Origin of the sequence: Flavobacterium sp. N1719, assembly GCF_025947045.1 — a bacterium.
GTDB classification, from domain to species: Bacteria; Bacteroidota; Bacteroidia; order Flavobacteriales; family Flavobacteriaceae; genus Flavobacterium; species Flavobacterium stagni.
This window is the reverse complement of record NZ_CP109993.1, coordinates 2,209,247-2,234,866: the sequence shown is the minus strand read 5'-3', so window position 1 is coordinate 2,234,866 and position 25,620 is coordinate 2,209,247. Positions and strand designations below refer to the sequence as shown.

Annotated in this window: 21 protein-coding genes; 16 read left to right on the top strand and 5 right to left on the bottom strand. The window is 38.3% G+C overall.

Going from position 1 to position 25,620, the window contains the following annotated elements; translation table 11 throughout:
- Positions 1-23 precede the first annotated feature (23 nt).
- From OLM45_RS09490 to OLM45_RS09480, 3 genes are all read left to right on the top strand, one after another.
- Positions 24-470 (top strand): type I restriction enzyme HsdR N-terminal domain-containing protein, encoded by a 447-nt coding sequence (locus tag OLM45_RS09490; RefSeq protein ID WP_129461263.1) that lies wholly within the window; start codon positions 24-26, stop codon positions 468-470.
- A complete protein-coding gene (locus OLM45_RS09485) occupies positions 463-1,467 on the top strand; it encodes a glycosyltransferase (RefSeq protein ID WP_264509727.1) in 1,005 nt (334 codons plus the stop codon). The genes OLM45_RS09490 and OLM45_RS09485 overlap by 8 nt, the downstream gene beginning before the upstream one ends.
- 75 nt (positions 1,468-1,542) lie before the next feature.
- Positions 1,543-2,376 (top strand): flagellar motor protein MotB, encoded by an 834-nt coding sequence (locus OLM45_RS09480; RefSeq protein ID WP_129461265.1) that lies wholly within the window; start codon positions 1,543-1,545, stop codon positions 2,374-2,376.
- Positions 2,377-2,433: 57 nt separating this feature from the next.
- Here OLM45_RS09480 and OLM45_RS09475 read toward each other — a convergent pair whose 3' ends face one another.
- The 3 genes from OLM45_RS09475 to OLM45_RS09465 all read right to left on the bottom strand — a co-directional run bounded on the left by OLM45_RS09475 (position 2,434) and on the right by OLM45_RS09465 (position 6,056).
- On the bottom strand, positions 2,434-3,054 hold the full coding sequence (locus OLM45_RS09475; protein WP_264509726.1) for an L-threonylcarbamoyladenylate synthase: 621 nt from the start codon (positions 3,052-3,054) through the stop codon (positions 2,434-2,436).
- A 29-nt stretch (positions 3,055-3,083) separates the two neighbouring features.
- Positions 3,084-5,426 carry an ATP-dependent helicase gene (locus tag OLM45_RS09470; RefSeq protein ID WP_264509725.1) on the bottom strand — a complete coding sequence of 781 codons (2,343 nt, stop codon included), beginning with the start codon at positions 5,424-5,426 and terminating at the stop codon, positions 3,084-3,086.
- Between the two features lie 108 nt (positions 5,427-5,534).
- Positions 5,535-6,056, bottom strand: a complete 522-nt coding sequence (locus tag OLM45_RS09465) for a hypothetical protein (protein WP_264509724.1) — start codon at positions 6,054-6,056, stop codon at positions 5,535-5,537.
- Positions 6,057-7,611: 1,555 nt separating this feature from the next.
- Between OLM45_RS09465 and OLM45_RS09460 the strand changes: the two genes are divergently transcribed.
- From OLM45_RS09460 to OLM45_RS09405, 12 genes are all read left to right on the top strand, one after another.
- On the top strand, positions 7,612-8,445 hold the full coding sequence (locus OLM45_RS09460; RefSeq protein WP_264509723.1) for a macro domain-containing protein: 834 nt from the start codon (positions 7,612-7,614) through the stop codon (positions 8,443-8,445).
- A gap of 2 nt (positions 8,446-8,447) precedes the next feature.
- Positions 8,448-9,023, top strand: a complete 576-nt coding sequence (locus tag OLM45_RS09455) for a TIR domain-containing protein (protein WP_264509722.1) — start codon at positions 8,448-8,450, stop codon at positions 9,021-9,023.
- A 167-nt stretch (positions 9,024-9,190) separates the two neighbouring features.
- Positions 9,191-10,054, top strand: coding sequence for a macro domain-containing protein (locus tag OLM45_RS09450; protein WP_264509721.1), 864 nt, complete (start codon positions 9,191-9,193; stop codon positions 10,052-10,054).
- 374 nt (positions 10,055-10,428) lie between these two features.
- The gene (locus tag OLM45_RS09445) at positions 10,429-13,011 is read left to right on the top strand and encodes an NB-ARC domain-containing protein (RefSeq protein ID WP_264509720.1); all 2,583 of its coding nucleotides are present in this window, start codon (positions 10,429-10,431) and stop codon (positions 13,009-13,011) included.
- A gap of 47 nt (positions 13,012-13,058) precedes the next feature.
- On the top strand, positions 13,059-14,084 hold the full coding sequence (locus OLM45_RS09440; protein ID WP_264509719.1) for a hypothetical protein: 1,026 nt from the start codon (positions 13,059-13,061) through the stop codon (positions 14,082-14,084).
- A 113-nt stretch (positions 14,085-14,197) separates the two neighbouring features.
- Positions 14,198-15,685 (top strand): hypothetical protein, encoded by a 1,488-nt coding sequence (locus tag OLM45_RS09435; RefSeq protein ID WP_264509718.1) that lies wholly within the window; start codon positions 14,198-14,200, stop codon positions 15,683-15,685.
- Positions 15,686-15,947: 262 nt separating this feature from the next.
- Positions 15,948-16,703, top strand: a complete 756-nt coding sequence (locus tag OLM45_RS09430) for a hypothetical protein (RefSeq protein ID WP_264509717.1) — start codon at positions 15,948-15,950, stop codon at positions 16,701-16,703.
- 570 nt (positions 16,704-17,273) lie between these two features.
- Positions 17,274-18,020, top strand: coding sequence for a T9SS type A sorting domain-containing protein (locus OLM45_RS09425; RefSeq protein WP_264509716.1), 747 nt, complete (start codon positions 17,274-17,276; stop codon positions 18,018-18,020).
- 124 nt (positions 18,021-18,144) lie between these two features.
- The gene (locus OLM45_RS09420; protein WP_264509715.1) at positions 18,145-19,164 is read left to right on the top strand and encodes a DUF6438 domain-containing protein; all 1,020 of its coding nucleotides are present in this window, start codon (positions 18,145-18,147) and stop codon (positions 19,162-19,164) included.
- 139 nt (positions 19,165-19,303) lie between these two features.
- Positions 19,304-19,834 carry a hypothetical protein gene (locus OLM45_RS09415; protein WP_264509714.1) on the top strand — a complete coding sequence of 177 codons (531 nt, stop codon included), beginning with the start codon at positions 19,304-19,306 and terminating at the stop codon, positions 19,832-19,834.
- Between the two features lie 74 nt (positions 19,835-19,908).
- The gene (locus OLM45_RS09410) at positions 19,909-20,238 is read left to right on the top strand and encodes a hypothetical protein (RefSeq protein ID WP_264509713.1); all 330 of its coding nucleotides are present in this window, start codon (positions 19,909-19,911) and stop codon (positions 20,236-20,238) included.
- A 114-nt stretch (positions 20,239-20,352) separates the two neighbouring features.
- Positions 20,353-20,769: a hypothetical protein gene (locus tag OLM45_RS09405; RefSeq protein WP_264509712.1), complete on the top strand. Its 417-nt coding sequence runs from the start codon at positions 20,353-20,355 to the stop codon at positions 20,767-20,769.
- Between the two features lie 500 nt (positions 20,770-21,269).
- On the opposite strand, the gene OLM45_RS09400 is transcribed toward OLM45_RS09405, so the two are convergent.
- Both OLM45_RS09400 and OLM45_RS09395 read right to left on the bottom strand, forming a co-directional pair.
- A complete protein-coding gene (locus OLM45_RS09400) occupies positions 21,270-23,036 on the bottom strand; it encodes a M1 family metallopeptidase (protein ID WP_413614199.1) in 1,767 nt (588 codons plus the stop codon).
- The gene (locus OLM45_RS09395) at positions 22,952-23,377 is read right to left on the bottom strand and encodes a hypothetical protein (protein ID WP_264509711.1); all 426 of its coding nucleotides are present in this window, start codon (positions 23,375-23,377) and stop codon (positions 22,952-22,954) included. The genes OLM45_RS09400 and OLM45_RS09395 overlap by 85 nt, the downstream gene beginning before the upstream one ends.
- A gap of 81 nt (positions 23,378-23,458) precedes the next feature.
- Between OLM45_RS09395 and recG the strand changes: the two genes are divergently transcribed.
- The gene (recG, locus tag OLM45_RS09390) at positions 23,459-25,564 is read left to right on the top strand and encodes an ATP-dependent DNA helicase RecG (RefSeq protein ID WP_264509710.1); all 2,106 of its coding nucleotides are present in this window, start codon (positions 23,459-23,461) and stop codon (positions 25,562-25,564) included.
- Positions 25,565-25,620: the final 56 nt, after the last annotated feature.

Genomic DNA, 25,620 nt, shown 5'->3' with positions numbered 1-25,620 from the left:
TAAAAATTGACTATTTTTGCGCCATGCAAGAACTCAATTTTCCGCGCTTTACCTTTCGCTTCAAAAATAGTGAAAATAAAACGGCAATCTTTGACGAAATCCGGAAAAAATTTGTGGTACTCACTCCTGAAGAATGGGTGCGCCAACATACCGTAAAGTTCTTGATGGAGTTTAAAAAAGCCTCCAAATCCTTTCTCAATGTGGAGAAATCCATTGCCCAAAATGGTTTAACTAAGCGCTATGACATTGTTGTATTTCAGCAAGATGGCGGTATCAAACTCTTGGTAGAGTGCAAAGCCCCTGAAGTGAAAATCACCCAAGCGGTGTTTGATCAAATTGCCCGGTACAATCTCGAATTGCGGGCCGATTATTTGATGGTAACCAACGGACTCCAACACTACTTTTGCCAGATGGATTTTGAACAACAAACCTATGTTTTTCTAACTGATTTACCTGAACTCAATGGCTGATATCACTCCCAAAACCATTGCCGTTGTCATCCTGAACTGGAACGGTAAAGCCCTGCTTGAGCAGTTTCTCCCTTCGGTGGTGGCCCACTCAGAAAAGGCGCATCTCTACCTCGCTGACAATGCTTCTACCGATGATTCGGTGGCGTTTGTGCAAGCGAACTATCCGCAAATTACCGTTATTCAAAACCAAGGGAATTACGGCTTTGCCAAAGGGTATAACGAGGCGTTGCAACAGGTCAGCGAACCTATATACGCCCTCGTGAATTCCGATATCGAAGTGACTGCGGGTTGGCTGGATCCGTTCCTAGATCATTTTGCGACCCATCCCAATACGGCCATTGCCCAACCCAAATTGATGGATTTTAAAAACAAATCCTATTTTGAATATGCCGGCGCTGCGGGTGGGTTTATTGACCAATACGGTTTCCCTTACTGCCGCGGACGGGTGTTTGATACCTTGGAAGAAGATCACGGGCAATACAATACGCCTGCTAAAATCTTTTGGGCGACGGGCGCCTGTTTCTTTATTCGAAAGGAAGTGTATTGGGAACTCGGCGGTTTAGACGGTGATTTCTTTGCCCACCAAGAAGAAATTGATTTGTGTTGGCGCAATTTCAATGCGGGATACGATTGTTATTACCTGCCCGAGGCTACGGTATACCATGTGGGTGGTGCGACCTTGAAAACGGGAACGCCACGTAAGACGTTCTTAAACTTCCGGAATTCCTTGTTGATGTTGTTGAAGAACTTGCCCCAAGGAAAACGCTTCTCCATTATCTTCATCCGTTTGTGTTTGGATGGCATTGCTGGGGTCCAATTTCTTTTTAAGGGAAATTTAAGACATACGCTAGCAATATTGAAAGCGCACTTTTCGTTCTATGGACAAATCGCCCCTACCATGAGCAAACGCAGCACTTCACAACGCAAAGACTACTTTACCGTAAAGAGTATTGTATGGAATTATTTTGTTCGAAAGCAAAAGCATTTTGAACGCTAATTAACAATTCTTAACCTTTTTACTTTCATTTACATTTTAACATATTGTACTTTTGTACCGAAAAATAGAAACATTATGAAAAAAGCCCTTTTAATTTCATTCGCCGCTTTGAGCTTAGCCTCGTGTGGAGCTAAGAAGAAAATTGCCGAATTAGAGCAAAAAAATAAAGAATGTCAAGACTTGTTGAATTCGACTACCATGAAGTTGAATTTGTGCTTGACGGAAAAAGACGCTTTGTCCCAACAAAATGAATATTTAAAGAAAAACAACAGCGACCTGATCAACAGTTCGAAAGAATTGACGGTATTGACGACTAAAGGCGCAGAAAACTTAGAGCGTTCCTTAGAAAGCTTGAAAGAAAAAGACCTTAAAATCAGTCGCCTACAAGATGCTATCACCAAAAAAGACTCGGTGACTTTGGCCTTGGTAACTAGCTTGAAGAAAAACGTGGGTCTTGACGACCAAGACGTAAACATCAGCGTGGATAAAGGCGTGGTTTTCATCAATATCTCGGATAAAATGTTGTTCAAAAGCGGTAGCTATGTCGTAACTGATAAAGCGAAAACCGTATTGGAGAAAGTAGCCAAAGTGATCAACGACAAGCCGGATTTTGAATGTATGGTCGAAGGGCATACCGATAACGTGCCTTTTACAGGTAATGCCATCTTATTGGACAACTGGGATTTGAGTGTGAAACGCGCTACGGCTATCGTTCGTGTGTTAACGAAAGACTTGGGTGTGAATCCGAAGCAGATTATTGCTGCTGGGCGTAGCGAATACATTCCGTTGGTGGATAATAAAACGGCTGAAAACCGTGCGACCAACCGTAGAACACGCATCGTGATTCTTCCGAAGATCGATCAATTCTATGACATGATTGAAAAAGAAATGAAAACCATGAGCAAATAAGGTTTTCTCTCCTTTATACAAAAAACGTCCTAAGTAATTCAGGACGTTTTTTTTTATTTAAAAGATATCGATATCGCCTTTTCCTTCGCGAATGACGACCGGTTCATAGCCCGATAAATCAATCACAGTTGAGGGTGTATTGTCACCATAACCACCATCGATGACTAAATCAACCAGATTCTGCCATTTCTCGAAAATCAATTCGGGATCGGTAGAATATTCCAATACTTCGTCTTCATCGTGAATGGAGGTTGAAATGATGGGATTGCCCAATTCGTTGACTATCGCCCGAATGATGTTGTTATCCGGTACGCGAATCCCCACCGTTTTTTTGTTTTTAAAGACTTTCGGCAAATCGTTATTCCCTGGCAAGATAAAGGTATACGGACCCGGCAAGGTGCGTTTCAACAGCTTAAACGTGGACGTGTCGATTTGTTTGACATAGTCGGAGATATGACTTAAATCGTAGCAAATGAACGATAAATTGGCTTTCTCCAACTTGATGCCCTTCAGCTTGGCCACGCGTTCTAAGGCCTTAGTATTCGTAATATCACAACCCAAACCGTAAACCGTATCGGTAGGATAAATGATGATGCCGCCGTTAAGCAATACATCCACCACTTTTTTGACCGCAGCTTCGTTGGGATTATCGTTATAGATTTTGACAAATTGTGCCATAATGCATGGGGAATTAAACTCCCTTAAAGTTAGCCAATAATATCGAGTTTGGCAAAGCGCAACAAGAGTTTTTTAATACCGCCTACTGCAAATTTAATTTCGGCCTTACGGTCTCCCCCAACGCCTTCTAAATTCAGCACCTCGCCTTTGCCAAAACGTTCATGCATTACAATATTCCCGATGGCCAGTTTGGAGTCGCCCGGACTGTAGGGCGCTGACGGACTCGGTTGGGTATTCACAGGTTTTAAACGGCGAATGTTGGCTGAAGCCGGTGGTGCATCGTCGTCAAAGCGGCGCGGTGGCGTTCCCGATACGGGTTTGCTGGTACGCAATTTCGATTTATCGACATCGCCAAAAATATCCATATCAATCATCGGCTTGTAGCGGTATCCACTAGTCTCGGCCGGATTGACGTATTCTAAATATTGGGCATCAATTTCTTCAATAAAGCGCGACGGCTCGGCATCGGTGAGTTTCCCCCAACGGTAGCGGGACTGTGCATAGGTCAGATAGGCTTGATGCTCGGCACGGGTTAATGCCACATAAAACAAACGGCGTTCTTCTTCGAGTTCGCTGCGGGTATTCAAACTCAGCGCACTCGGGAACAGGTCTTCTTCCATCCCCACGATGAATACGTAGGGGAATTCCAAACCTTTCGCCAAGTGAATGGTCATTAAGGCTACGCGATCGTCGTCGCCAGTATCTTTATCCAGGTCGGTCGCCAAGGCCACATCTTCCAAGAACTCGGTCAAGGCACCGCGGGCGCCGTCGATTTCTTTCTGCCCTTCGGTAAAGTCCTTGATTCCGTTCATCAATTCCTCGATGTTCTCCACGCGAGCGACTCCCTCCGGCGTACCGTCTTTTTTCAACTCTTGAATCAAGCCCGTTTTCTTGGTCACGTGTTCGGTGACGTAAAACGCATCTTGGTTCTCGTTGATGATTTGGAAACTCTTGATCATGTTCACAAAATCGTGAATCTTGTTCTTGGTTCCCGAATTTAATTTCAAGTCAATCTTGTCAATATGCTCCATCACTTCAAAGATGGAACGCTTGTAATGGTTGGCGGCTATGGTCAATTTCTCTACCGTAGTGTCGCCGATACCGCGGTGCGGATAGTTGATCACGCGCACCAAGGCTTCTTCGTCTTTTGGGTTGATAATCAAGCGCAAATAGCACAACACATCTTTGATCTCTTTTCGTTGGTAAAACGACAAACCGCCATAAATACGGTACGGAATATCGCGTTTGCGCAAGGCATCCTCCATCGCCCGGGATTGGGCATTGGTTCGGTATAAAATCGCAAACTTCCCATTGGTGAGTTGGTTGCGCATCTTGAGTTCGAAGATCTCCCCTGCCACATAACGGCCTTCTTCCCCATCGGTGAGACTGCGGTGGACCTTTACTTTGGGACCCAACTCGTTGGCGGTCCATACGACTTTGTCCAACTTCGTCTTATTCTTTTCAATGATGGTGTTGGCGGCTTCTACGATGTTCTTGGTCGAACGGTAGTTTTGCTCCAAACGGAAGGTTTGCACATTGTCGTAATCCTTCTGGAAATTGAGGATGTTGTTGATGTTGGCCCCCCGAAACGCATAGATACTTTGGGCGTCGTCGCCTACCACACAGATGTTTTGGTAGCGGTCGGATAAGGCGCGCACAATCAAGTATTGTGAATGGTTGGTATCTTGGTACTCGTCCACCATGATGTAGCGGAAACGGTCTTGGTACTTCGCCAACACATCCGGGTAAAGATTCAAGAGTTCGTTGGTTTTCAACAGCAAATCGTCAAAGTCCATGGCACCGGCTTTAAAACAGCGGTCGACATAGGCTTGGTAGATTTCCCCCATGCGTGGGCGTTTGCTCATGGCATCGGCCTCTTGGAGTTCGGGGTTGTTGAAATAGGCTTTTACCGTAATCAACGAGTTTTTATAGGACGAAATACGTCCGATGATTTGTTTGGGTTTGTAGATGTCTTTGTCCAACTGCATTTCCTTGACAATGGCGGAGATGAGGCGCACGGAGTCTTGGGTGTCGTAGATGGTAAAGTTGGACGGATACCCCAGCTTATCGGCTTCAATGCGCAAGATTTTAGCGAATACTGAGTGAAAGGTTCCCATCCATAGGTTTTTGGCCTCGTTGCTTCCCACAATAGCGGCGATACGCGATTTCATTTCGCGGGCGGCTTTGTTGGTAAAGGTGAGCGACAAGATATTGAACGCATCGACCCCTTGGCTCATCAGGTAGGCGATACGCATGGTGAGTACGCGTGTCTTCCCCGACCCTGCTCCGGCGATCACCATCATGGGTCCGTCCTTCTGCAACACCGGCGCCCGCTGGGCTTCATTCAATTGGTTGATGTATTGTTCGAGCATTTTTTTTATAGCTTCTGAGCCGTTAAAATTTAGATTTTAGATTTTAGATTTTAGATTTTAGAATTTAGATTTTAGAATTTAGAATTTAGAATTTATAATTTAGAATAATCAAATAAACTCCTTGATTTCACTTTTCAAAAACTCCAGGGCGAGTTGTGCGGCGGATTCTGTTTCAAAGAGGGCGCTGAGGACTTTCATGCGGTATTGGTCGGCATCTTTGATTTCGGTATCGGCGGCAACGTTACGGAGGTTTTGGATGATGGCATTTTTGGCGTTCACGACCATGACCCAAGCTTCATCGGAGATGTAGATTTGTTGGGTGACGTTGTGTTCGTATTCTTGTTCGATATTTTGAATCAACAGGTTCATGTAATCGCTTTTATCGTCGCTGATAGGCGCCACGCGAATCATGAGTTTGATAGGATTGATGCGTTCGAGGAACAAGGCCATGCGTTCGTAGGCTTGGAGACGAATGGGCAGGGCTTGTTTTTGGTTCTCCCGAAGCAATTGAAACTTACGACGGTTCTCGTCGAGGTTGACAAATTTCTGCATCATGAGATAGGCCACACCGCCTGTGATAACCGCGGGTACAGCGTATAAGGCGAGTTCGATCCACTTTTCCGTTTCCATAGGGTAATTGGTTTATTTTTTAGTGATACAAAGAAAATGAAAATCTGAGGTTTGACAAAATAAGTTGCAGGTTTAAAGTTTCAAGTTGGGTTTAGAAGTGTATGGGGTTTAAAAGTGGAATTGGAGCACAAGGTTACACAAGGTTGGGCACAAGGTTTCTCAAGGTTGAATTTCATAAAGCAAAAACTATGAAAACTATGTCACTATGTGGTTGTTTTTTTTTAACCACATAGGTACATAGTAAGACATAGTTTTCTTGTGTGGTTTGAATTGGGGTATTTTTTTAGCTAGCTAAAAACGCTTATGCGCAAACTTGTCATTTCGACGGTAGGAGAAATCCCATCCCAATTTTCACGTGTAGAAGTTTCAAGTTTCAGGTTTCAAGTTGGTTTCGATGTAAAGTGGTGTTTCGTTTGAAAATGTGGTGGGTTTAGAAGTGTATGGGGTTTAAAAGTGGAATTGGAGCACAAGGTTTCACAAGGTTGGGCACAAGGTTGCACAAGGTTGGATTTCATAAAGCAAAAACTATGAAAACTATGTCACTATGTGGTTGGTTTTTTTAACCACATAGGCACATAGTAAGACATAGTATTTTTATGTGGTTTGGATTGGGGTATTTTTTTAGCTGGCTAAAAACATTTATGCGCAAACTTGTCATTTCGACGGTAGGAGAAATCCCATCCCAATTTTCACGCAAAGAGGTTTCAAGTTTCAAGTTTAAGGTTACAGGTTGTATTCCTGTACACTCCTGTTAGGAATTACTCAGTAGCTCAGCGGCTCAGCTTCTCAGTGGCTTCCTCCCAATTTGAAGCCATTCCTGTTACCTTTTACAAAAGGTTTAGTGGCACAACTGTGGCACAACCGTGGCAGAATACCGAAGCAAACCGCAAGAAGACCCGAAGAAGACTGGGAGAAGTTATGAAATATGAGTTATGAATTATGAGTTATGAATTATGAGTACGTGTTGACTAATGACTTACGACTTATAACTTACGCCTTTACTTTCCTCAAACTTCACATCTACAAGCTTCCCTCATTCCTAATTCATCACTCCTAACTCATAATTTTAAAAACCTTTAGAACGAGTTATGGTAAAGGTATCCTAAAGGTATAGTAAAGGTATACATTAGGTAACCACGACGATGATACGGGGATGATGCGAGGTTGATGCGAGGTTAGTCCGAAGTAATAGGAAGGAAAGAATTATGAATTATGAGTTATGAATTATGAGTTATGAGTACGTGTTGACTTATGACTTACGACTTTTTCGACTTACGACTTCATCGACTTACACCTACCCTTTCCACCTACTCCCCTTCCCCCAGCACCCTTAATTCATAACCCATAACTCATAACTCAAAACTCCTTCGAGTCTTTCTGCCTTAGTGGCCCAAAACTCAATGTTGATAAATAATAGTAAAAATACTCCTAACAATTAGGAAAAAACCTATTGTGAATTGTAGAATTAATTTTAATTTGCGGATGGATTGGGTGAGTTATTTAAACTTATCAATCTGTTATATGCAAATTGTTAAGACCTGACAATAGAATGACAATGAGAAAAAAAATAATTACAGGAATACGCAGACACCCAAAAAGGTTTTTATTGGCAATAGTTTTTGGCTACACCGTTCTTTGGACATTTTTTGAACCTCTTTTTTCAATCTTGGAGATTAAACCGACTGGATATAATTGCTGGTTTTTACTTGCCTATGTTATTGCAAGTTTAATTATTTCATTTATTGTGGTTTATCCGGAAAAGATGGTGAAATTCAATCTTACAAATACTAATACTAAAGTTGAGATTGTATTTGGAGATTTGTTCACAGCAGATGGACACAAAGTAATTTCGGTAAGTGAGTTTTTTGACAGTAAAATTGGCAAACCCGTTTCGCCAAAAAGTTTGCAAGGAATTTTCATCACTAAAATTCTTGGCGGACACACGAATATTTTTGACGATGCGGTGAATGCGCAACTTGCAGGTCAAGAAATCGAAACAGTACAGAGAGTTGATGGAAAATCAATAAAATATGAACTCGGTACTACAATTACAATTAATCACAATCAATCGCTATATTTTCTGTTCGCTTTGACAAATACCGACAATGACTGCAATGCGAACAGCACTCCTTCTTTGATGTTAAAAGCACTTGAAGGTCTTTGGAACAAAGTAAGAATCGAGGGAAATGGTATTGACATTAATTTGCCATTGATTGGCAATGGACTTTCTAGAGTTGGTTTACCTCCAAGTCAGTTACTTCAGTTGACTTTGATATCACTCCTTAAATCAGCTAAGGAAATAGACTTGAGTTCAACAATAAGGATTGTCTTGACGGAGGATATGTTTGATAAAATTGATTTAGAAATTATAAAAAACAACTGGGAGTAATTATGGCAAACAGAACTGGAAACTACTGTGCGTTTTATGTAAAGACGCCTTTCAAAGAATCAAATTTAGGTGCAAATGCAGCAAAAGATTTTGTGTATTACAATATGCTTAGAGCTTGGAAAGGAAAAGATTCATCATTTCCTTTTGTTGATTCACATGACAAAAATTATAATGTCCGTGACAACAGTGATTGGGAAACAACATTAAAACCAAGATTGAGAGACAGATTGAGTAAATCTAAAAATATCATTCTGTTTTTAAGTTCTGAAACTGTGAGTTCAAGAGCATTAAGAGAAGAAATTGATTATGGAATTAACACGAAAGGTTTACCAGTAATTGTAATCTATCCAGAATATTCTGAAAAAAGTGATATTATTAATTGTGAAGCAAAGACAATAAAGCAAAAGATAAAAAATCTTTGGGATAATTTACCTATTTTCAGGGATTCCATGGACAAAGTTCCGACCTTACATATTCCTCTCGACAAAACACTAATTGAAAAAGCACTAAAAAACACAGATTTTATGGTGGCAACAAAAGGTGACGCAGGTGGAAGTCATTATCCTTGTAAAAAATGAAGTGTAAACAATCTGCATATAACAGCACTTACCCAAAAGTGGCTGAACAGTAGTTAAATCAAGCTTTGTCTCCCATCTAAATTTGTGCTTGGTTGACAGTGTAGAACATAAAAATCGCCTCTTTCAGTTAGATATAAAACGTTGGTAAAAATTAATAAGCAACCTTTATGCAAAAAATCAAATATATCTTTTGGGTCAACTTTAAAGAATTCATTACATTTTTTTTAGCTTCATTTGGAACAATTTGGCTTTTCATTGAATTTCTAAGTGCCATTTTTTCAGTTGTCAAAACTTGGATTGAAACATATAATTGGATAGTTCTAATAATTACCTTACTAGCTTCTATTGGCTTTGGTATTATAAGAGCTTGGCCATTTTCACAAATGAGTAAAAAATTCAAAGCATCAAATACAGAAATTTGTATAAAAGTTGGAGATTTATTCTCCCAACAAAACAACATTGTAGTAACAAGTAGCGATTATTTTGATACAACAATTCCTCAGGGAGCAAAAGTCTCATTAAAAAGTCAAATGATTGATAAATTCTTTAGTGGAAACATTCAAACATTAGACAATCTTATAGACAAGAGCCTAACTGACCAAGGAAAATCGGGAACATATAATGCATTCAAAAATGGGAAAAAGTATTGTTATCCAGTAGGTACAATTGCAGTTGTTCCTACATCACAAAACAAACTTTTTATTACAATATTAGCTACTTTATCATTCACAAATAATATTAAACAAACTTCTTCTGATCCAGATAAATTAAATATTGTTTTAAATGAATTATGGAAACAAATTAGAATTGAAGGTAGAATGAAAGAAGTTTCAGTTCCTATTTTAGGATCAGGATTATCTGGAATAAATTTATCTAATCTTATGATCATAGAATCAATAATTTTATCCTATGCAACTCATTCAAAATCAAGCAGAATAAGTGATAAACTAACTATAATTATTCCTGAAAACAAATATGATCCAAAAGATTTTTATGAAATATGTAGATTTTTACAAGCAATACAAATTTAACCCCCCCCCGCTGCGCGAAGTCTTCTGACTTTACGTCACCTTATTCATCACAACCCCAACCTACTCAACTCGCTTTGTGAGTAGACATAGGATTAATGAAATTCGACTTACGACTTTATCGACTTACGACTTTTATAGGAAAAATACTCTTAACAAATAGGAAAAACCCTATTGTGAATTGTAGAATTAATTTTAATTTGCGGGTGGTAAACAAAAACCACGCGAAGGGAATCACGCGACAGTGGGGTCAGTACGAAATTCAAGTTCAGTTTCTCGATTGAACTTTTGTGCAAAATTGAACATTTGTGCTTTGATTTCCCCACTTCGCCAAACTGCAATCTATTAGCGGATATTAAAAAAAAGAAAGCCACAATATGACATTTAAACCATTTGAACAGATGAACAACCGGTTAGAATCATCAAAGAGTGATTCCGACTTAGCATATTTTTATGATCTACTTTTATATGGTGAGCTATTGACTAAAACTATTAATCTGTTTTTAGTATCCTCTATTAATGACGACAACGACAGAACAAAATACAGACAAGAGTATAACTTAGTAAGAGCGAATGCAATTGGTGATTTCGCAAAATCAATTGACGAAGTTTTAACAGGGCCTCCTGCCCAACTTCTTGCATCAGAAATTAGAGACTTTGAATTAAAGGAATTAATTCAACGTGCAGCTGACGGTGATTGGCAATATGATTCTCAAAAGCTACTAAACGAAACACTTAGTGCTTTTAATATTGAGCACAATCAATTAGCAATTAAATCACCCTTAAGAAATTGGTTTGGAAACTTTACATATTTACGAAATAAAACCAAAGGACATGGTGCGACAACTTTAGAGCCTTGCTCAATAGCATGTCCCTTATTGGAAAAATCTATTAATCTCATTATTGAAAACTTTACTGCATTCAAAAGACCTTGGGCATACTTACATCGCAACTACTCTGGGAAATATCGAATTTCTCATTTAACTGAAAAGACTAATGATTTTGATTTCCTTAAATCCGAAACATATCATTCATTAGAAAATGGAATTTATTGCTTCTTAGATAAACCGAGAAAAATAAATCTGATGTATTCCAATCCCGAACTTACTGATTTCTATCATACAAATGGAAATCTAAAGAATGATACTTTTGAATGCATTTCATATCTAAGCGATGAAAGGCAATCTTGCATTGCAAAAGATTATTTACTCCCTATCACTCAATTACCTAGTAGCCATACAGAAGGAAATAAGGAACTAGATGTAATTGGTAACTGCTTTACTAATTTACCAGAGTCAATTGATGAATATGTAAAGCGACCTACTTTAGAAGATGAATTAGTCAAAGTTTTGAATGAAACCGAAAGATTTCCAATAATTACCCTGCTCGGTAAAGGTGGTGTTGGAAAGACTTCTCTGGCACTTAATGTGATAAAAAATCTTGCCGCTCAAGACAGATTTGACCTTATTATTTGGTTTAGTGCAAGAGATATAGATTTATTAATGGATGGGCCCAAACAGGTTCAAACAAAGGTTTTGAATCAGAAGGATATTGCATCAGAGTATTGTAAACTCGTACACCCAAATCAAGAAATAAAGGATAAACTTGATTTCTTCTCAAAGGAACTTACTAAAAATACATATGGTAATGCTCTTTATGTATTTGACAATTTTGAAACTGTCACAAATCCAATTGAAGTTTTTGAATGGATAAACACTTATGTTAGAAACCCTAATAAAGTTCTAATTACTTCAAGAATAAGCCGAAATTTTAAAGCAGATTACCCTATTGAAGTACAAGGGATGAATGAAAACGAATGTAAAAGTCTGATTGATATAGTATCTGCAAAATTAAACATTACAGAGCTTCTTAATCCTAACTTCATTGAAGAATTAATTACAGAGTCGGACGGACATCCTTATATCATTAAAATTCTTTTGGGTGAAGTAGCAAAATCAGGTAAGACTGGAAAGGTTCAAAGGATAGTCGCTGAACAAGAAAAAATTCTAACTGCATTATTTAAAAGGACTTTTAACACATTATCACCAGCAGCAAAAAGAGTATTCTTAACACTTTCAAGTTGGAATTCAATTGTTCCTGTAATTGCTGTAGAAGCAGTACTTTGGAGACCTGAAAACGAAAGAATTGATGTTCAGGGTGCAATCGAAGAGCTTCGAAAAAGCTCATTCATTGACATCATTAATGAAGATAAAGATGCCTTAATAAATGTTCCTCTTGCAGCTTCAATTTTTGGGAAGGGTGAATTGGAAGTTTATCCTGAGAAAATAAAAATATATGATGACCGAAAGTTACTTATGGAATTCGGAGCGTCATCAAATTCTACAGTCAGTGTAGGTTTGACTTCAAAAATTGAGAGAAAATTTTCGGAAGTTGCTAAAAGAATTGATTCACTGGAAGAGTTCAAAAAAGAACTACCGACCTTAGAATATGTCGCATCAAAATTCCCAAAAGCTTATGAATATTTAGTAGACATATTTGAAGAGTTTTCGGATTATGATTCTGTAAAATATTATTTGAGAGAGTATCTTAAGACTTCAATGCCTTCAACACATAAAGCAAGACTGTGGCTAAAACTAGCTGACATTTGTAAGCTAACAAAAGACTGGGACGGTGAAAGTCATTCATTATCAGAGTTAGTATTAATCCCAAACATTGATTTCAGTTATATTAGTGAAGCATCTAATAGAATTAACAACTACTTCTTCTTTCACCCAGAAGCAAGGTCTGTTGAGTATAAAAAACTACTTCTAGACAAAGTAATAGAAATTATGTCAAGACGAATCAAGGAAGGCGGGGCGACAGACTATTCTAGACTTGCATGGTTACAAATTAACAATAACCAAGAAGACCTAGCTAAAGAAACTGTAGAGAAAGGACTGGAAATAGACCAAGACAACCATCATTGCCAAAGATTATATGCAAAGATTAATATACGCTAACAAACTTTAGTGGTAATAATAAACAACCTACAGAAAAACATACTCATTTGACATACATTTTTAAAAATACAGAAATCAATAATGAAAAGGCTTCAGTTTTTGAAACCAAATCTTTGTTGTATTTGATTGGGAAAAGAAATGACAGCAAAGAAATTGAATATGTCACATTTGATTGTTTTAATGACGTAAGCGGAATTAACAAGAGACATAATAAAATATGGGATATTCAATCGAAGAATGAAGCAACACTTTCACCAAAAAAAATTGGAACATACTTCTTCACTCTTTTTGACAACTTCTTATCCACATTCTCTTTTAAAGAGTTTATATTTTTCTGTCCTATTTTAAAAGAAAAATACAAAATAGATTCAAAACTTAGGAATTTCAAGTTTACCAATTTTGAAGAAAAAACCCAAACACGAATAATAGCGGGTCTAACAGAAGAAGTCATTAGAGTTAAAAATGACTCTATTGACTATAGTACAAAAATTAAAGAGTTCTTAAAGATCATTACAATTGTTGAAGATGAAAATACTGAAAATGAGTATATAAAAGCTGTAACAAAGTTTAAAAAAACAGAAATCAAATCTGATGAATTTTATAAAAGTGTATTTGTTGAATTACGTAATATTCAATCATCAAAGAAAAATAGTTACATAGAAAATAAGACAATTTCTGAAATTAGAGAGGTTCTTTCCTTCAGAAGACACTTATCCGTTAAGGACATAGAATTATTGATTGTAAGTAGGATTATTGGTGTTGAAATCTTCAAAAATATATTTTATTATCCTATTTATTTTTCAATATTTATAGACCATTTAAATATTGAAGACAAGAAAGATATTTTACAGGAATGTAACTCAAACTTATCTAGAGCATTTTTTAATAAAAATAATAATAAAGTATTTTGGAAAATATGTGAAGAAATAATTACTTATTTTTCAATTAACAAAAATAAAGACGTTGAATCAGTGTACAACTCCGTTTTGAGCACCTATACTCCGAAGGTTTCTTACTTAAATGAAACAACTTTAAAATACTTAATTTCCATAATACTAGAAGGATTAGAATGATAATAAAGAAAATTGCTTTTGGGAACAAGAATGAAGCTTTCATTGAAAGTCGATTCAATGACTATACTAATATCATTTTTAGTAATGATAATAATAGGGGGAAAACATTACTTATGCAAAGTATTGTATACTCTATTGGATATGAATCAATATTTCCAAGTGGTTTTAATTCTAAATCATATTACTTTTATTCAAAAATTTATTTGAATAATAAGGATATCGAATTCCTTCGCAAAGGAAACTCAATACTTGTTCTAAACAATCAAAAATTATTTGTTTTCAATAGCATTAGCGAATTCAAGTATTATTTTGACAAAGAATTGTTCAAGTTACCTAAAATTGATAAAGAAGGGGAATTAAAACTTGTAGACCTAAGTTTGCTTTATGAAACTTTTTTTCTTGGACAAGACAGACGAAACACTTCAAATCTTATCATTAAGGGGTTGAATAATAAAGTAGATTTTCTAAATATGATTTATTCTCTAATGGGGGTTACCATAACAACTGAGAATAAATATGATATAGAGAACTTAAAGAAGGAGAAAGCAACTTTAGAATCAAAAATAAATTCAGAAACTAAGAAAATATCAATTATAAAAAAAAACCCTGAAATTGCTTCTTTTATAAGCTCCGCTTCAAATAACATAGAATTTAAGAATACTTCAAACCAATTAAGCGAAATTCATCAAAAAATTGCCGAACTTAAGAAAAACAGAAACCGAGAGGAAAACAGAAAAATTAAACTTGAAGCATTAATAAGCGAATTAAATTCATTAAATAGAAGTTTAAATGAGGGAAAAGTTAAATGTTCAGATTGCGGTAGTGATAAAATAATTTTTTCTAATGAAGATTTTGAATTCGAAGTAAGTAACAATTTTGTAAGACAAAATATTATTCAATCAATTAAAGAAAACATAAGTTTAAAGTCTGAAATGATTTTTGAGTTTAACAATGAAATAATTAAGGAGCAAGAACAACTAAATAAATTGTTGGATTCAACAACACCGGAAACAAAAAACTATATACTTTTTAAAGATGACTTCGCGGACTCGAAAGAAATAGATAAAATAGTTATTTCGCTTCAAAAAGAATTAAAAATAATTGAAAATAAATTAGAAACTAACGAAAAGAAAATAGTTTCAAATAGAGATTTGCAAAAAAAGATATTATCCGACATTCTTAGCGAGATGAAAAGATATTATAAGAAAATTGATCCTGAAGGCCTGCTCAAATTTGAAGATTTATTTACAAAAAGTGGAGAAACATATTCAGGGAGTGAAGGGCAAGAGTATTACTTTTGTAAGTTATTAGCTTTAAACAATATTCTTAAACATAATTTTCCTATTATTATAGACTCTTTTAGAGAAGGTGAGCTTTCTACGTCCAAGGAGGAACAAATGATTGTAGAATTTATAAGAATTAAAAAACAGGTTATATTAACTTCAACTCTAAAAAAAGAAGAATATGATTCAGATAAATATTTCAGAATTGAAGGCTTAAATGTTATTGATTATTCAGATTTACAAGATAGTAAAATATTGCAACAGAAATATGTTGAACCTTTTTTAAAATTAATTGAGCCATTTGGGATAAGAGAATAAACTAAAAGAATGCTCAGAAAAATAACTACGACCAACAACCGTTAACTGCTATTGGTGGATTTTCGTGGCTTTACGTCTGTTTTTCACCAAAAACTATTATCTTACCCTACTGCGCAAAGTCTCCTGACTTTGCGCTCCCTACTATTAAAACCCTACCTACTAACCTATTCACCCCCAAATCTTTGGAACGGTTTTTGGTTTTGGTTTTTCGTCGTTGTGGGGTGTGTTCCCAACGGTAAGTAACATTTAAATTCTATCAGCCATGGCAAAGTTATTGGGCGGTTTGCGCTTGAAAGGCAATTTGGAGGGGTTAACGTTTTACGCGTTGAACGGGGACATTATTGTGCGGCGGAGTTCGGGCTTTACGCGGGAGAATTTGAAGGAGGGGGCCAATTATGCGCGGTGCCGCCAAACCAGTGCGGAGTTTGCCCATTGCGGGCGGATGAGTACCTACCTCCGGCAGGGCTTGCAACCGCAACTGTCCAAAACCCTCTACGCCAAACCGCATAACCAGTTGGTGAAGGTCTTCCAACAAATTCTTACCCACGACACTGCAAATGCTCCAGGAGCGCGTACCGTGCCACGCGGCCTGCAAACTGCAGCGGGGCGTTCCCTGCTCACCCACTTCGAATTTGATTCCGAGCAGCCCTTTGCTTCTGTCGTTCCCTGGGAACCCCAATGGGAGGCCGCTACCGCTACCTTCACCCTTACGCCTATGCCCCACGCCAAGGGGCGCGTCCCCAAAGGTGCTACCCATGTCGGTGTACAGGTTCGCCACCTGGGCCTAGACGCCTCCCTAGCACAACCGGTAGCCGTAGCCGAAACCCCAGAACAGTATTATTCCCTTAGCGCCCAACATTTGGCAGCGCCTATCTCACTCCCCGTGCCTGCTGTGGCGGGTGAGCTACAATGGGTGGTGCTGTTCGTGGCGTACTACCAAGAAAAAGAAGGCACGTGGTGTCCGCTGCCGGGGTTGTATATTCGGTTTGTGGGTGTTGGGATGGATGGGATGGGGTGAGGATTTGGTTACACTTGATTTGAAAATGAGAAAATTTGAAGATTTGAAAATTAGAAAATTTGAAGATTTGAAAATGGTCGTCGATTCACGCTGGGTATTACACTCTTAAACCCTTTCCACTCATACACTTGATTTGAAAATGAGAAAATTTGAAAATAAGAAAATTTGAAAATTAGAAAATTTGAAGATTTGAAAATGGGGGCTCGATTTTTAAACCTTTTCCACTCTTAAACACCCCAACACTGAAAACTGCGACTGCGACTGAAAACTGAAACAAAACCCTTCCACTTTTACACTTCAATTGAAAATGGGCGTTGCTTCACGCAGGTACTACACCCCCCGCTGCGCAAACATTTCCTAACTTTAAACCACACCTCACCGAAACTAGATAAAACAGGAAAGCAATACGTTTTATGATAAAATCCCTTTGTTGGATTGACGAGTTATTGACCCCTTCCCTTTATTAAAATGCCTCGGGATGGAATTGATTGCTATGAATTTCAATTCGTGATGCAAGGTGGGAACCACTATATTTTGTTATTTTTACGATTCATAAAAATCAATCAAAAGATGAAAAGATTTGTTTATTTATTTGTCCTACTTGGAAATGTGGCCTATTCCCAAATTTCTATTTCGTTAGAACATAGTTATGTCGTGAATGCGAATGTGAATAATGAAGGATATGGCAGTGCTTATCCCTTTCCTACTCAACAAGGTCTTTTTTATTATACCCGAGAATATATAGCGAATTCTACCAAAGTCAAAATTTATAATCAGAACCATGTATTTCATAAAGAACTTGTGTTTAATGGACTAATTACTTTTCAATTGATCTCGGATAAATTGTTCAATGACGACGATCTTATCGAATTTTTATATGTTGATGGTATTCATACAAAGCTAATGAATGAAGATGGCCAACTTCTCTACACTTGGAACGACCGTTGGGATCCAATGATAATGAAGGATAACAATAACAATTTTAAACTCATCCTTTACAATAGAGGAATTACCACAATTGCCACCACAGACATTTATGCATTAAGTGGCTATTTATCATTGGAACAACAAGACTACCATTTGAACAAATCCTTTATCGCTTATCCTAATCCGACGCAGGAAAGTATTCAAATATCCAATGGCAAAGTTGTTGGGGAAGCTACGACCCTTGAAGTATTTACAACAGATGGGATGAAAGTATTCGAAAAAAAGATTGCCAAAGGCACTTCTATCATCACCTTGGATACTACTGGTTTCCGTTCGGGAATGTATATCTATAAAATAAATGGCGAGTCCCATTCGTTTATTAAAAAATAACTATTGAACCCGTTAGATTCATTTTGGGGCAAAATAATTCTATATAAAATACCCGCTCTACAGTATTTAACACTACAGTCATGAAAGAGACCCATCCAGCATTCACTAATACACTTTCCACACCATGAAATCAATATATACCTTTCTCCTTTCATTGCTGTTTGTGTCCTGCCACAACTCACCCGATTTTGTCAAAGCACCCCTTCGTTTATCGGCTATCGATTCGATGCAAACCAGGGAAGAAATTGAACAACTCATTGGCGCAACAGATACTTTATATAAAAAATTCAAATTGCAACGAATTCAGGATTTTACCACTGATTTTTTTAATAATGAAGCAATCAAAAAAGTGGCACAACGTGAAAAGATTGATTTTGATTATGCGAAAGCCGATTTTGACAATAATGGCTTGACGGATTTACTTGTCATTGGAACGAATAAAACGGTAACATTAGCAAATAATCAACTGAATTCAAAGGTTGAATTATCCAAAGAATACAATACTTTGGTTTTGATGAATTTTGGGAAAGCAAACTATCAATTAATTGACATCAGTGAAGATAAATTCTACTTTATTGTACCTCAAATAATGTTGGTGAATGATCAGCCGTTTTTAAAAATAAATAAGCCAATAATTATCAATGCGGAAGGGAAGTTATTACGTGCTGCACGTTCTTTGCAATTAACCTATAAGTTTGGCAACTTTATCGAATACAATGCACAGCCCAAAACCTATGCTATTGAAAAAATAACCTTTCAGTCCCAAGGATGTCCCGGAAATTGTCCGGTCTATACAATTGAAATTACGGGAGATCGCAAAGCCCAATTTTCGGCTCAAAGCAACAATTACAGCAAGGAAGCGGGGGAAGGAACGTATTTAGAAGGTGCGTTTCAGGGAACAATAGACGAAAATGCGTACCACCAACTCAACAGCTTATTGTGCTATTTGGATTTCCCGACTTTGAAAGATAATTATCGGTTGGTCACCAATCATCATCCTAAATGTACCTTGTCCATCACGTACACTAATGGAAAAGTAAAGACCATCAAAGATTTTGGCAGGGTGGGCACTTATGGTTTGAAACGGGTTTATGCCTTGATTGACGAACTGCGTTTTAACCAAAAATGGAATAAGCAGGGATAAATAACTGAAACATTGTCTTGTAATTGTTTGTGAAAATTGTTTATTTTAGACAAAGAATATTTGCCAATTACATTCACAACCCTAGGAAAGAATAAATTTTAATGGTTAGCCCTGTTACACTTCCCAAAAAAACGATAATATGCTACACGCCTTTTTTAAAAAATATGGTTTTACCCTAATCTACTTATTGGTAATTGCTTTACTCCTCTTTTTATTTGTCCCCAATGAGAAAAAACATTACTTCGCTGGGGATGTCAAAGCGTTTCATGATAGCTATTACTGGAAAATCATGAGCAGTATGGCTGTGGGCTGCTATTTACTCTTCTTTTATTATCTAAAAATCTACCGCAATTCTTGGAAAGAAATCGTAAAAAGTACTCTCGCATTTGCCGTTGTCTGTTTATTTTTTTCTTTTCTATTTCAAAACATTTTTATGGCATTTCTCCTTCGCATCAATCGGACCAATACTTGTGAACTTATACTGGAAAACTATGTGATTTCCCATGATGACCCCCACTATTTGATTGCGAAAGAGTTAAAAACGAATGCGTATATCATCGATAAAGATTTTTTTGAAGTGTATGGAAAACTAGGAAAGAAAAGCCTTCATGTTAATGATACACTACAAATTACATCGAAGAAAGGACTGTTGGGAATTAAGTTTCACTAACTTTGGATCAAACAGGCCTATACTATTGCTTTAGAGCACAGCCTAACAAAATAAATGATTTTAAAACGAAACGAATGAAAAACACTTCTTCAACAACCTTTCAACTTTATGTATCCGGACTTTTAATAGTTAAACTTCCAATATTACTATTGATGTTAATTAGTTTTGTCTGCCTAATTTCGTTTACTTCTTTGGACAGCTCTAAAACGATGATTATTAGTTTGATCATCGGTTGGACGTATTGGGAATTCAGTTCGCGCTTTTGGATCAAATGGGCTTTGAAACGAAACTTTGAGAAAGACGAACTTTACAAAATCGGTAGTCGAAGTCTCATTTTATGGCCTAGAGACAAAAAGAAAATTGATAAAATCGCCGCCCAACTTTCGAATAAAAACAATTTGTAAATGCGTGTTTTTTTGAAACAATATAAATTCCTTTTCGGTCTATTCTTTTGTTGGTTTCTAACCTCTTGTTCCTTTCATTCAGAGGTCCAACCCCAATTCAAGGAATTCTATTTCATGAATTTCAATGAGTCGCATTGTATTGCCTTAAAATATGACGGTAAGGATACGGTGTATCAAAAGATTGAACAATCTACGGACACAACCGGACTCTACTTTCATGTTCTTTCTTCTGAGGAAAAAGATAGTTTAATCCAAATGATTAATCGGTTTCCCTTACACCGGTACCGCTCAAAAGAAATCAATATCTACGCTGATACCCCAACGTATTTTTTCATTGCTAGACATGCAAAAAGTACGGACATGGCTTGTGTCAGAGGAAAACGACTCACCCCTGAATTGCAACAATTTGGAGATCGTCTTAAAGCCTTTTGTGCTTCAAAGCCGTTTCATAAATCCACAACTCCGGTTACTTTTTGGGGAAACATTTCCCCAGTACCGCCGCCGCCACCGCCGCCAATAATTAATTTGTAAAGTACTAATCCATTAGCTCATGAGTTGGACTTTAGAACACGATTTCTAATTCATTTGAAAATGAGAAAATTTGAAGATTTGAAAATGGGCGTCCATTCACGCGGATTGTTACACTCTTAAACCTTTTCCACTCATACACTTGATTTGAAAATGAGAAAATTTGAAGATTTGAAAATGGGCGTCCATTCACGTGGATTGTTACACTCTTACACTTGATTTGAAAATGAGAAAATTTGAAGATTTGAAGATGGGCGTCCATTCACGTGGATTGTTACACTCTTACACTTGATTTGAAAATGAGAAAATTTGAAGATTTGAAGATGGGCGTCCATTCACGTGGATTGTTACACTCTTACACTTGATTTGAAAATGAGAAAATTTGAAGATTTGAAGATGGACGTCCATTCACACGGATTGCTACACTCTTAAACCTTTTCCACTCATACACCCCAAAAATGATCAGTGACCACAGCACGACGATCACTGTCCAGTGATTACTACTACTGCATCAACCGCTTTAATTCGGCTTGTTCTTCCGGGCTGAGATCGGGTAAAATTTGATTGAATAATATTCGGTATTTCTCGGTTTTCACATACTTCCGAATCATGTCTCGTCCGTATTTCACCATTTGCCATTTGGGATGGTGGGTGGCATTGACTAAATTCTTCAAGAGTTGGACCTCTTCCGGAAAGGAAGTCAGGGCATTTTGAAAGGCAGGGATACGCGTTACACTCTCATAATTGGGTCCGGTGTAGCCAATTAATTCGTTTTTATAAGTAGAATACAACGGCGCCGTTTCAGGCATTGCATTGAGGTAAGCGGTTAATACAAGGATGCGCACTTCCTTATCATTCGCACCTTGCCAATCTTTTACGATTTCAAAATAACGTTCCTTTTCCTCGGGAAAGGAATGTAAGAGATTTAAAAAGGCATTGGCGCGCACTTCATAGGAGGCTACCGAAAGCAATTGTTCGTACTCCGCTTTAAAGGAAGCAGGGACTTTGGTTAAGAGTTCGCTCACCGTCTTCACTACCTTGCTATCGCCTTGTTGCAGCGCCAAGCGGTAGAGTGGTTCACATTCTTCAAAGGGTTCGTTTTTGAGTTGGTAGATTACTTCCGACTTCAACGGCCAGAACTTCTGGGATTGTAGGAGTTGGCGGAATTGATCTAACTTATCCCGTAAAGGTTTGGAACGGTCCTTTTGTAAGGCAATAAGTTCTTGTACAAAGGCACTTTTTTGCAAACAGGCATTGATTTCTTTTTCGGGGTAAGCCGCACTTTCTAACCACGTTTTTTGAAACGTTTCGGTATCAAAGTCGGCATACTTTCGCACAAACGCTAAGAAATCAGCCGTCTCTACATTTTTATATTGGTAGTGTTTCAAATAGGCTTTCACGGTTTTGTCAAATGCCTTCTTTCCAATTTGCTCGCGTAGGTAATGCAAGGCCCACGCGCCTTTTTGGTAGAAGGACAACGAACTGGCTTTTTCATTCATTACGGGTATGGTGTCCGACTTGGCCGCCACCTTAATTCGGTTGGCATAACTGTACAATTGTTGGTAGAAGTAATCGTCGCCAAAGATTTCTTTTTCAGCTAATAAGGCATAATAAGTAGCGAATCCTTCCTGCAGCCAATGGTGCTTTCCAGACTTAGCTGTAATCAAATCGCCAAACCAATGGTGGGCCAATTCGTGGGCATTCACATTGACGTAATTGCGGTCGTTGTTCGCAATAGAATCCACAACAAAATCTTGATCAAATAGAGTGGACGTGGTGTTCTCCATTCCGGCGTATAAAAAGTCGCGCACCGGAACTTGACGGTAGATTTTCCAGGGATATTTGACTCCTATTTCTTTTTCTAAAAAATCAAAAATACGATCGGAATGCATGTAGGTATAGTCCATTTTGGTCGCATCTTTGGGTTGGATATAACGTTCCAACGGAATCCCAGAAGCACTGTGATGGGTTTGAAAAACAAATTCCCCAATGGCCAACATCACCAAATAAGACGCCATTGGTTTTTTCATTTGGTAGTTCCAAGTTGTATAGATTTTACCCGCTTGAATGGCGCTATAGGTTTCTTTCTGCACCAATTCACCATTGCTGATAGCTGTTAATGAAGTTGTTGCAGCTTCTTCTTTTTCAAGGGTTGTCACGCTTATGGAAAAAGTCAGCTTTTCATTCACATCATCAAAACTGGGCAACCAATGGCTGGTATAACGCCCTTGGCCTTGGGTCCAAATCTGATAATTTTGAGCCGTTCCAATGTAATACAGCGCCTGTTTGGGTTGGGCATAATAGTCAAAATCCAATTGGTTTTTCCCTTTTTGAATCCGGTATACAGGAGCAACTCCTTACCGTTGTTTTTGTATTCGACGGCTTTTCCATTGATAAGCATACCACTAAAGCGCATGGCTTTGGCATCGATGCGAATTGTGTCCGTAGGTGCGTTCACTTTGAATACAAAATGACAATGTCCGTTCACGTCTTTTTTCTCAAAATTGGGCAGTACTGTGGCGTTCAAGGTTATAAAATCAACCTTTGGTAGCGTTTGCGCCCAAGTAATGCAGGAGTATAAAAAGAGGAGGTAACCGATTCGAATTCGCATGAGAAAAAGCTTTTCACAAAGATAACGGAAGATTTCAAAATTCGGGTTTTTGAAGTATCTTAGCCTTTCATTTTTATTTGCATGTCCAACGTACTTGAAACGCCAATCGAATTCCTCAAAGGTGTGGGTCCCCAGCGGGGCGCATTGCTTCGCAGTGAATTGGAAATTCACAAGTACGGTGATTTGTTGCAATTGTTTCCCAACCGCCATATCGACCGCACCCGTTATTACAAGATCAACGAATTGGTCAACAGCAACGCCGAAGTACAAGTGGTGGGTCGCATTATCCACATCAAAACCGTACAAATGGGGAAAACCAAGAGTCGGTTGGTCGCCACTTTTATCGATGATACAGGCGAGATGGAATTGGTGTGGTTCCAAGGGCACAAATGGATTCGGGAGAGTTTGAAGCTCAATACAACCTATGTTGTTTTTGGCAAAATCAACCAATACGGCGCGACGTTTTCGATGGCGCATCCTGAGATGGAATTGTTGGAAGAGCACAAAGCGAGTCTGCGTTCGGCCATGCAACCCGTCTATCCAAGCACGGAAAAACTTGCCAACAAAGGCATTTCCAATCGGGCAGTGGTGAAAATGATGCAGCAGTTGTTTATAGAAACAGGCACTAATTTTGGGGAAACCCTTCCCGCCTATTTGTTGGACGAACTCAAACTCATCCCGAAAAACGAGGCGCTATTTAACATCCATTTCCCAAAGAGTCAGGACCTGTTACTCAAAGCGCAATTTCGGTTAAAGTTTGAAGAACTCTTTTTCATCCAATTGCAATTGATTACCAAGAATTTGGTTCGCAAGCACAAAATCAAAGGCATGCCGTTTACGCAGGTAGGCGAAACCTTCAATACATTTTATACCCAACACCTCCCCTTTCCACTGACCAATGCCCAGAAGCGGGTGATTAAAGAAATTCGGAACGACTTGGGGAGTAATGCGCAAATGAACCGCTTGCTGCAAGGCGATGTGGGTTCGGGAAAAACGATTGTAGCGTTGATGTCGATTTTATTGGCCAAAGACAACGGCTACCAGAGTTGTTTGATGGCGCCTACAGAAATTCTAGCCATCCAACACTACAACAGCATCATGGAATTGGCGAAAAACAGCAACCTGAACATACAACTGCTCACGGGTTCGACCAAAACCGCCGACCGAAAAATCATTCACGAGCAATTGGAAGAAGGTCAGGTGGATGTATTAATCGGCACCCATGCTTTATTGGAAGACAAAGTGAAGTTTGCCAACCTCGGACTGGCGGTGATTGACGAGCAGCATAAATTTGGTGTAGAGCAACGCAGTAAGTTGTGGAAAAAGAACGATATTCCGCCGCATGTGTTGGTCATGACAGCCACGCCGATACCGCGAACGTTGGCGATGAGTTTGTATGGTGATTTGGACATTTCGGTGATTGATGAATTGCCTGCGGGACGAAAACCGATTCAGACGGTACATCGTTATGACAACAATCGTTTGAAGGTTTGGAAGTTTTTAAAAGATGAAATTGCCAAAGGACGGCAAGTCTATATTGTGTATCCGTTGATTCAAGAAAGTGAAAAAATGGATTACAAAGATTTGATGGACGGTTATGAAAGCATTTCTCGGGACTTTCCGCTGCCCCAGTATGCGCTTTCGATCGTGCATGGTAAAATGAAACCGGCGGATAAAGAGGCCGAAATGAAACGCTTTATAGAAGGTAAAACACAAATCATGGTCGCCACCACGGTGATTGAAGTGGGTGTAAATGTTCCGAATGCATCGGTGATGGTAATTGAAAGTGCAGAGCGTTTTGGTTTGTCGCAATTGCACCAATTGCGCGGACGTGTAGGTCGGGGTGCCGAACAGAGTTATTGTATTTTAATGACCGGACATAAACTGAGTCAGGAGAGCAAAACCCGTTTAGAAACGATGTGTGCGACCAACGACGGATTTGAAATCGCAGAAGTGGATTTGAAATTACGGGGTCCGGGTGACATTATGGGCACACAACAAAGCGGTGTGTTGAATCTACAAATTGCCGATTTGGTCAAAGACAAAGACATCTTGCAACTGGCGCGAAGTTATGCCATCCGCTTGTTAAAAAGCGATCCGGCGATGGAGCAACCCCAGCACCAAACGTTGAAACAGATTTTCTTTGAATTGAGTAGGAAGAAGAATATCTGGAATTATATTAGTTGAGGGGAAAATTGATTATAATACAACCTGATACCATTCCTTTCCAATTAATAAATAAA

Excerpts from the sequence above, each read along its gene's own strand:
- OLM45_RS09490 (WP_129461263.1), top strand. The coding sequence starts at position 24 with ATGCAAGAACTCAATTTTCCGCGCTTTACCTTTCGCTTCAAAAATAGT.
- OLM45_RS09485 (WP_264509727.1), top strand. The coding sequence starts at position 463 with ATGGCTGATATCACTCCCAAAACCATTGCCGTTGTCATCCTGAACTGG.
- OLM45_RS09480 (WP_129461265.1), top strand. The coding sequence starts at position 1,543 with ATGAAAAAAGCCCTTTTAATTTCATTCGCCGCTTTGAGCTTAGCCTCG.
- OLM45_RS09475 (WP_264509726.1), bottom strand. The coding sequence starts at position 3,054 with ATGGCACAATTTGTCAAAATCTATAACGATAATCCCAACGAAGCTGCG.
- OLM45_RS09470 (WP_264509725.1), bottom strand. The coding sequence starts at position 5,426 with ATGCTCGAACAATACATCAACCAATTGAATGAAGCCCAGCGGGCGCCG.
- OLM45_RS09465 (WP_264509724.1), bottom strand. The coding sequence starts at position 6,056 with ATGGAAACGGAAAAGTGGATCGAACTCGCCTTATACGCTGTACCCGCG.
- OLM45_RS09460 (WP_264509723.1), top strand. The coding sequence starts at position 7,612 with ATGAGAAAAAAAATAATTACAGGAATACGCAGACACCCAAAAAGGTTT.
- OLM45_RS09455 (WP_264509722.1), top strand. The coding sequence starts at position 8,448 with ATGGCAAACAGAACTGGAAACTACTGTGCGTTTTATGTAAAGACGCCT.
- OLM45_RS09450 (WP_264509721.1), top strand. The coding sequence starts at position 9,191 with ATGCAAAAAATCAAATATATCTTTTGGGTCAACTTTAAAGAATTCATT.
- OLM45_RS09445 (WP_264509720.1), top strand. The coding sequence starts at position 10,429 with ATGACATTTAAACCATTTGAACAGATGAACAACCGGTTAGAATCATCA.
- OLM45_RS09435 (WP_264509718.1), top strand. The coding sequence starts at position 14,198 with ATGCAAAGTATTGTATACTCTATTGGATATGAATCAATATTTCCAAGT.
- OLM45_RS09430 (WP_264509717.1), top strand. The coding sequence starts at position 15,948 with ATGGCAAAGTTATTGGGCGGTTTGCGCTTGAAAGGCAATTTGGAGGGG.
- OLM45_RS09425 (WP_264509716.1), top strand. The coding sequence starts at position 17,274 with ATGAAAAGATTTGTTTATTTATTTGTCCTACTTGGAAATGTGGCCTAT.
- OLM45_RS09420 (WP_264509715.1), top strand. The coding sequence starts at position 18,145 with ATGAAATCAATATATACCTTTCTCCTTTCATTGCTGTTTGTGTCCTGC.
- OLM45_RS09415 (WP_264509714.1), top strand. The coding sequence starts at position 19,304 with ATGCTACACGCCTTTTTTAAAAAATATGGTTTTACCCTAATCTACTTA.
- OLM45_RS09410 (WP_264509713.1), top strand. The coding sequence starts at position 19,909 with ATGAAAAACACTTCTTCAACAACCTTTCAACTTTATGTATCCGGACTT.
- OLM45_RS09405 (WP_264509712.1), top strand. The coding sequence starts at position 20,353 with ATGAATTTCAATGAGTCGCATTGTATTGCCTTAAAATATGACGGTAAG.
- OLM45_RS09395 (WP_264509711.1), bottom strand. The coding sequence starts at position 23,377 with ATGCGAATTCGAATCGGTTACCTCCTCTTTTTATACTCCTGCATTACT.
- recG (WP_264509710.1), top strand. The coding sequence starts at position 23,459 with ATGTCCAACGTACTTGAAACGCCAATCGAATTCCTCAAAGGTGTGGGT.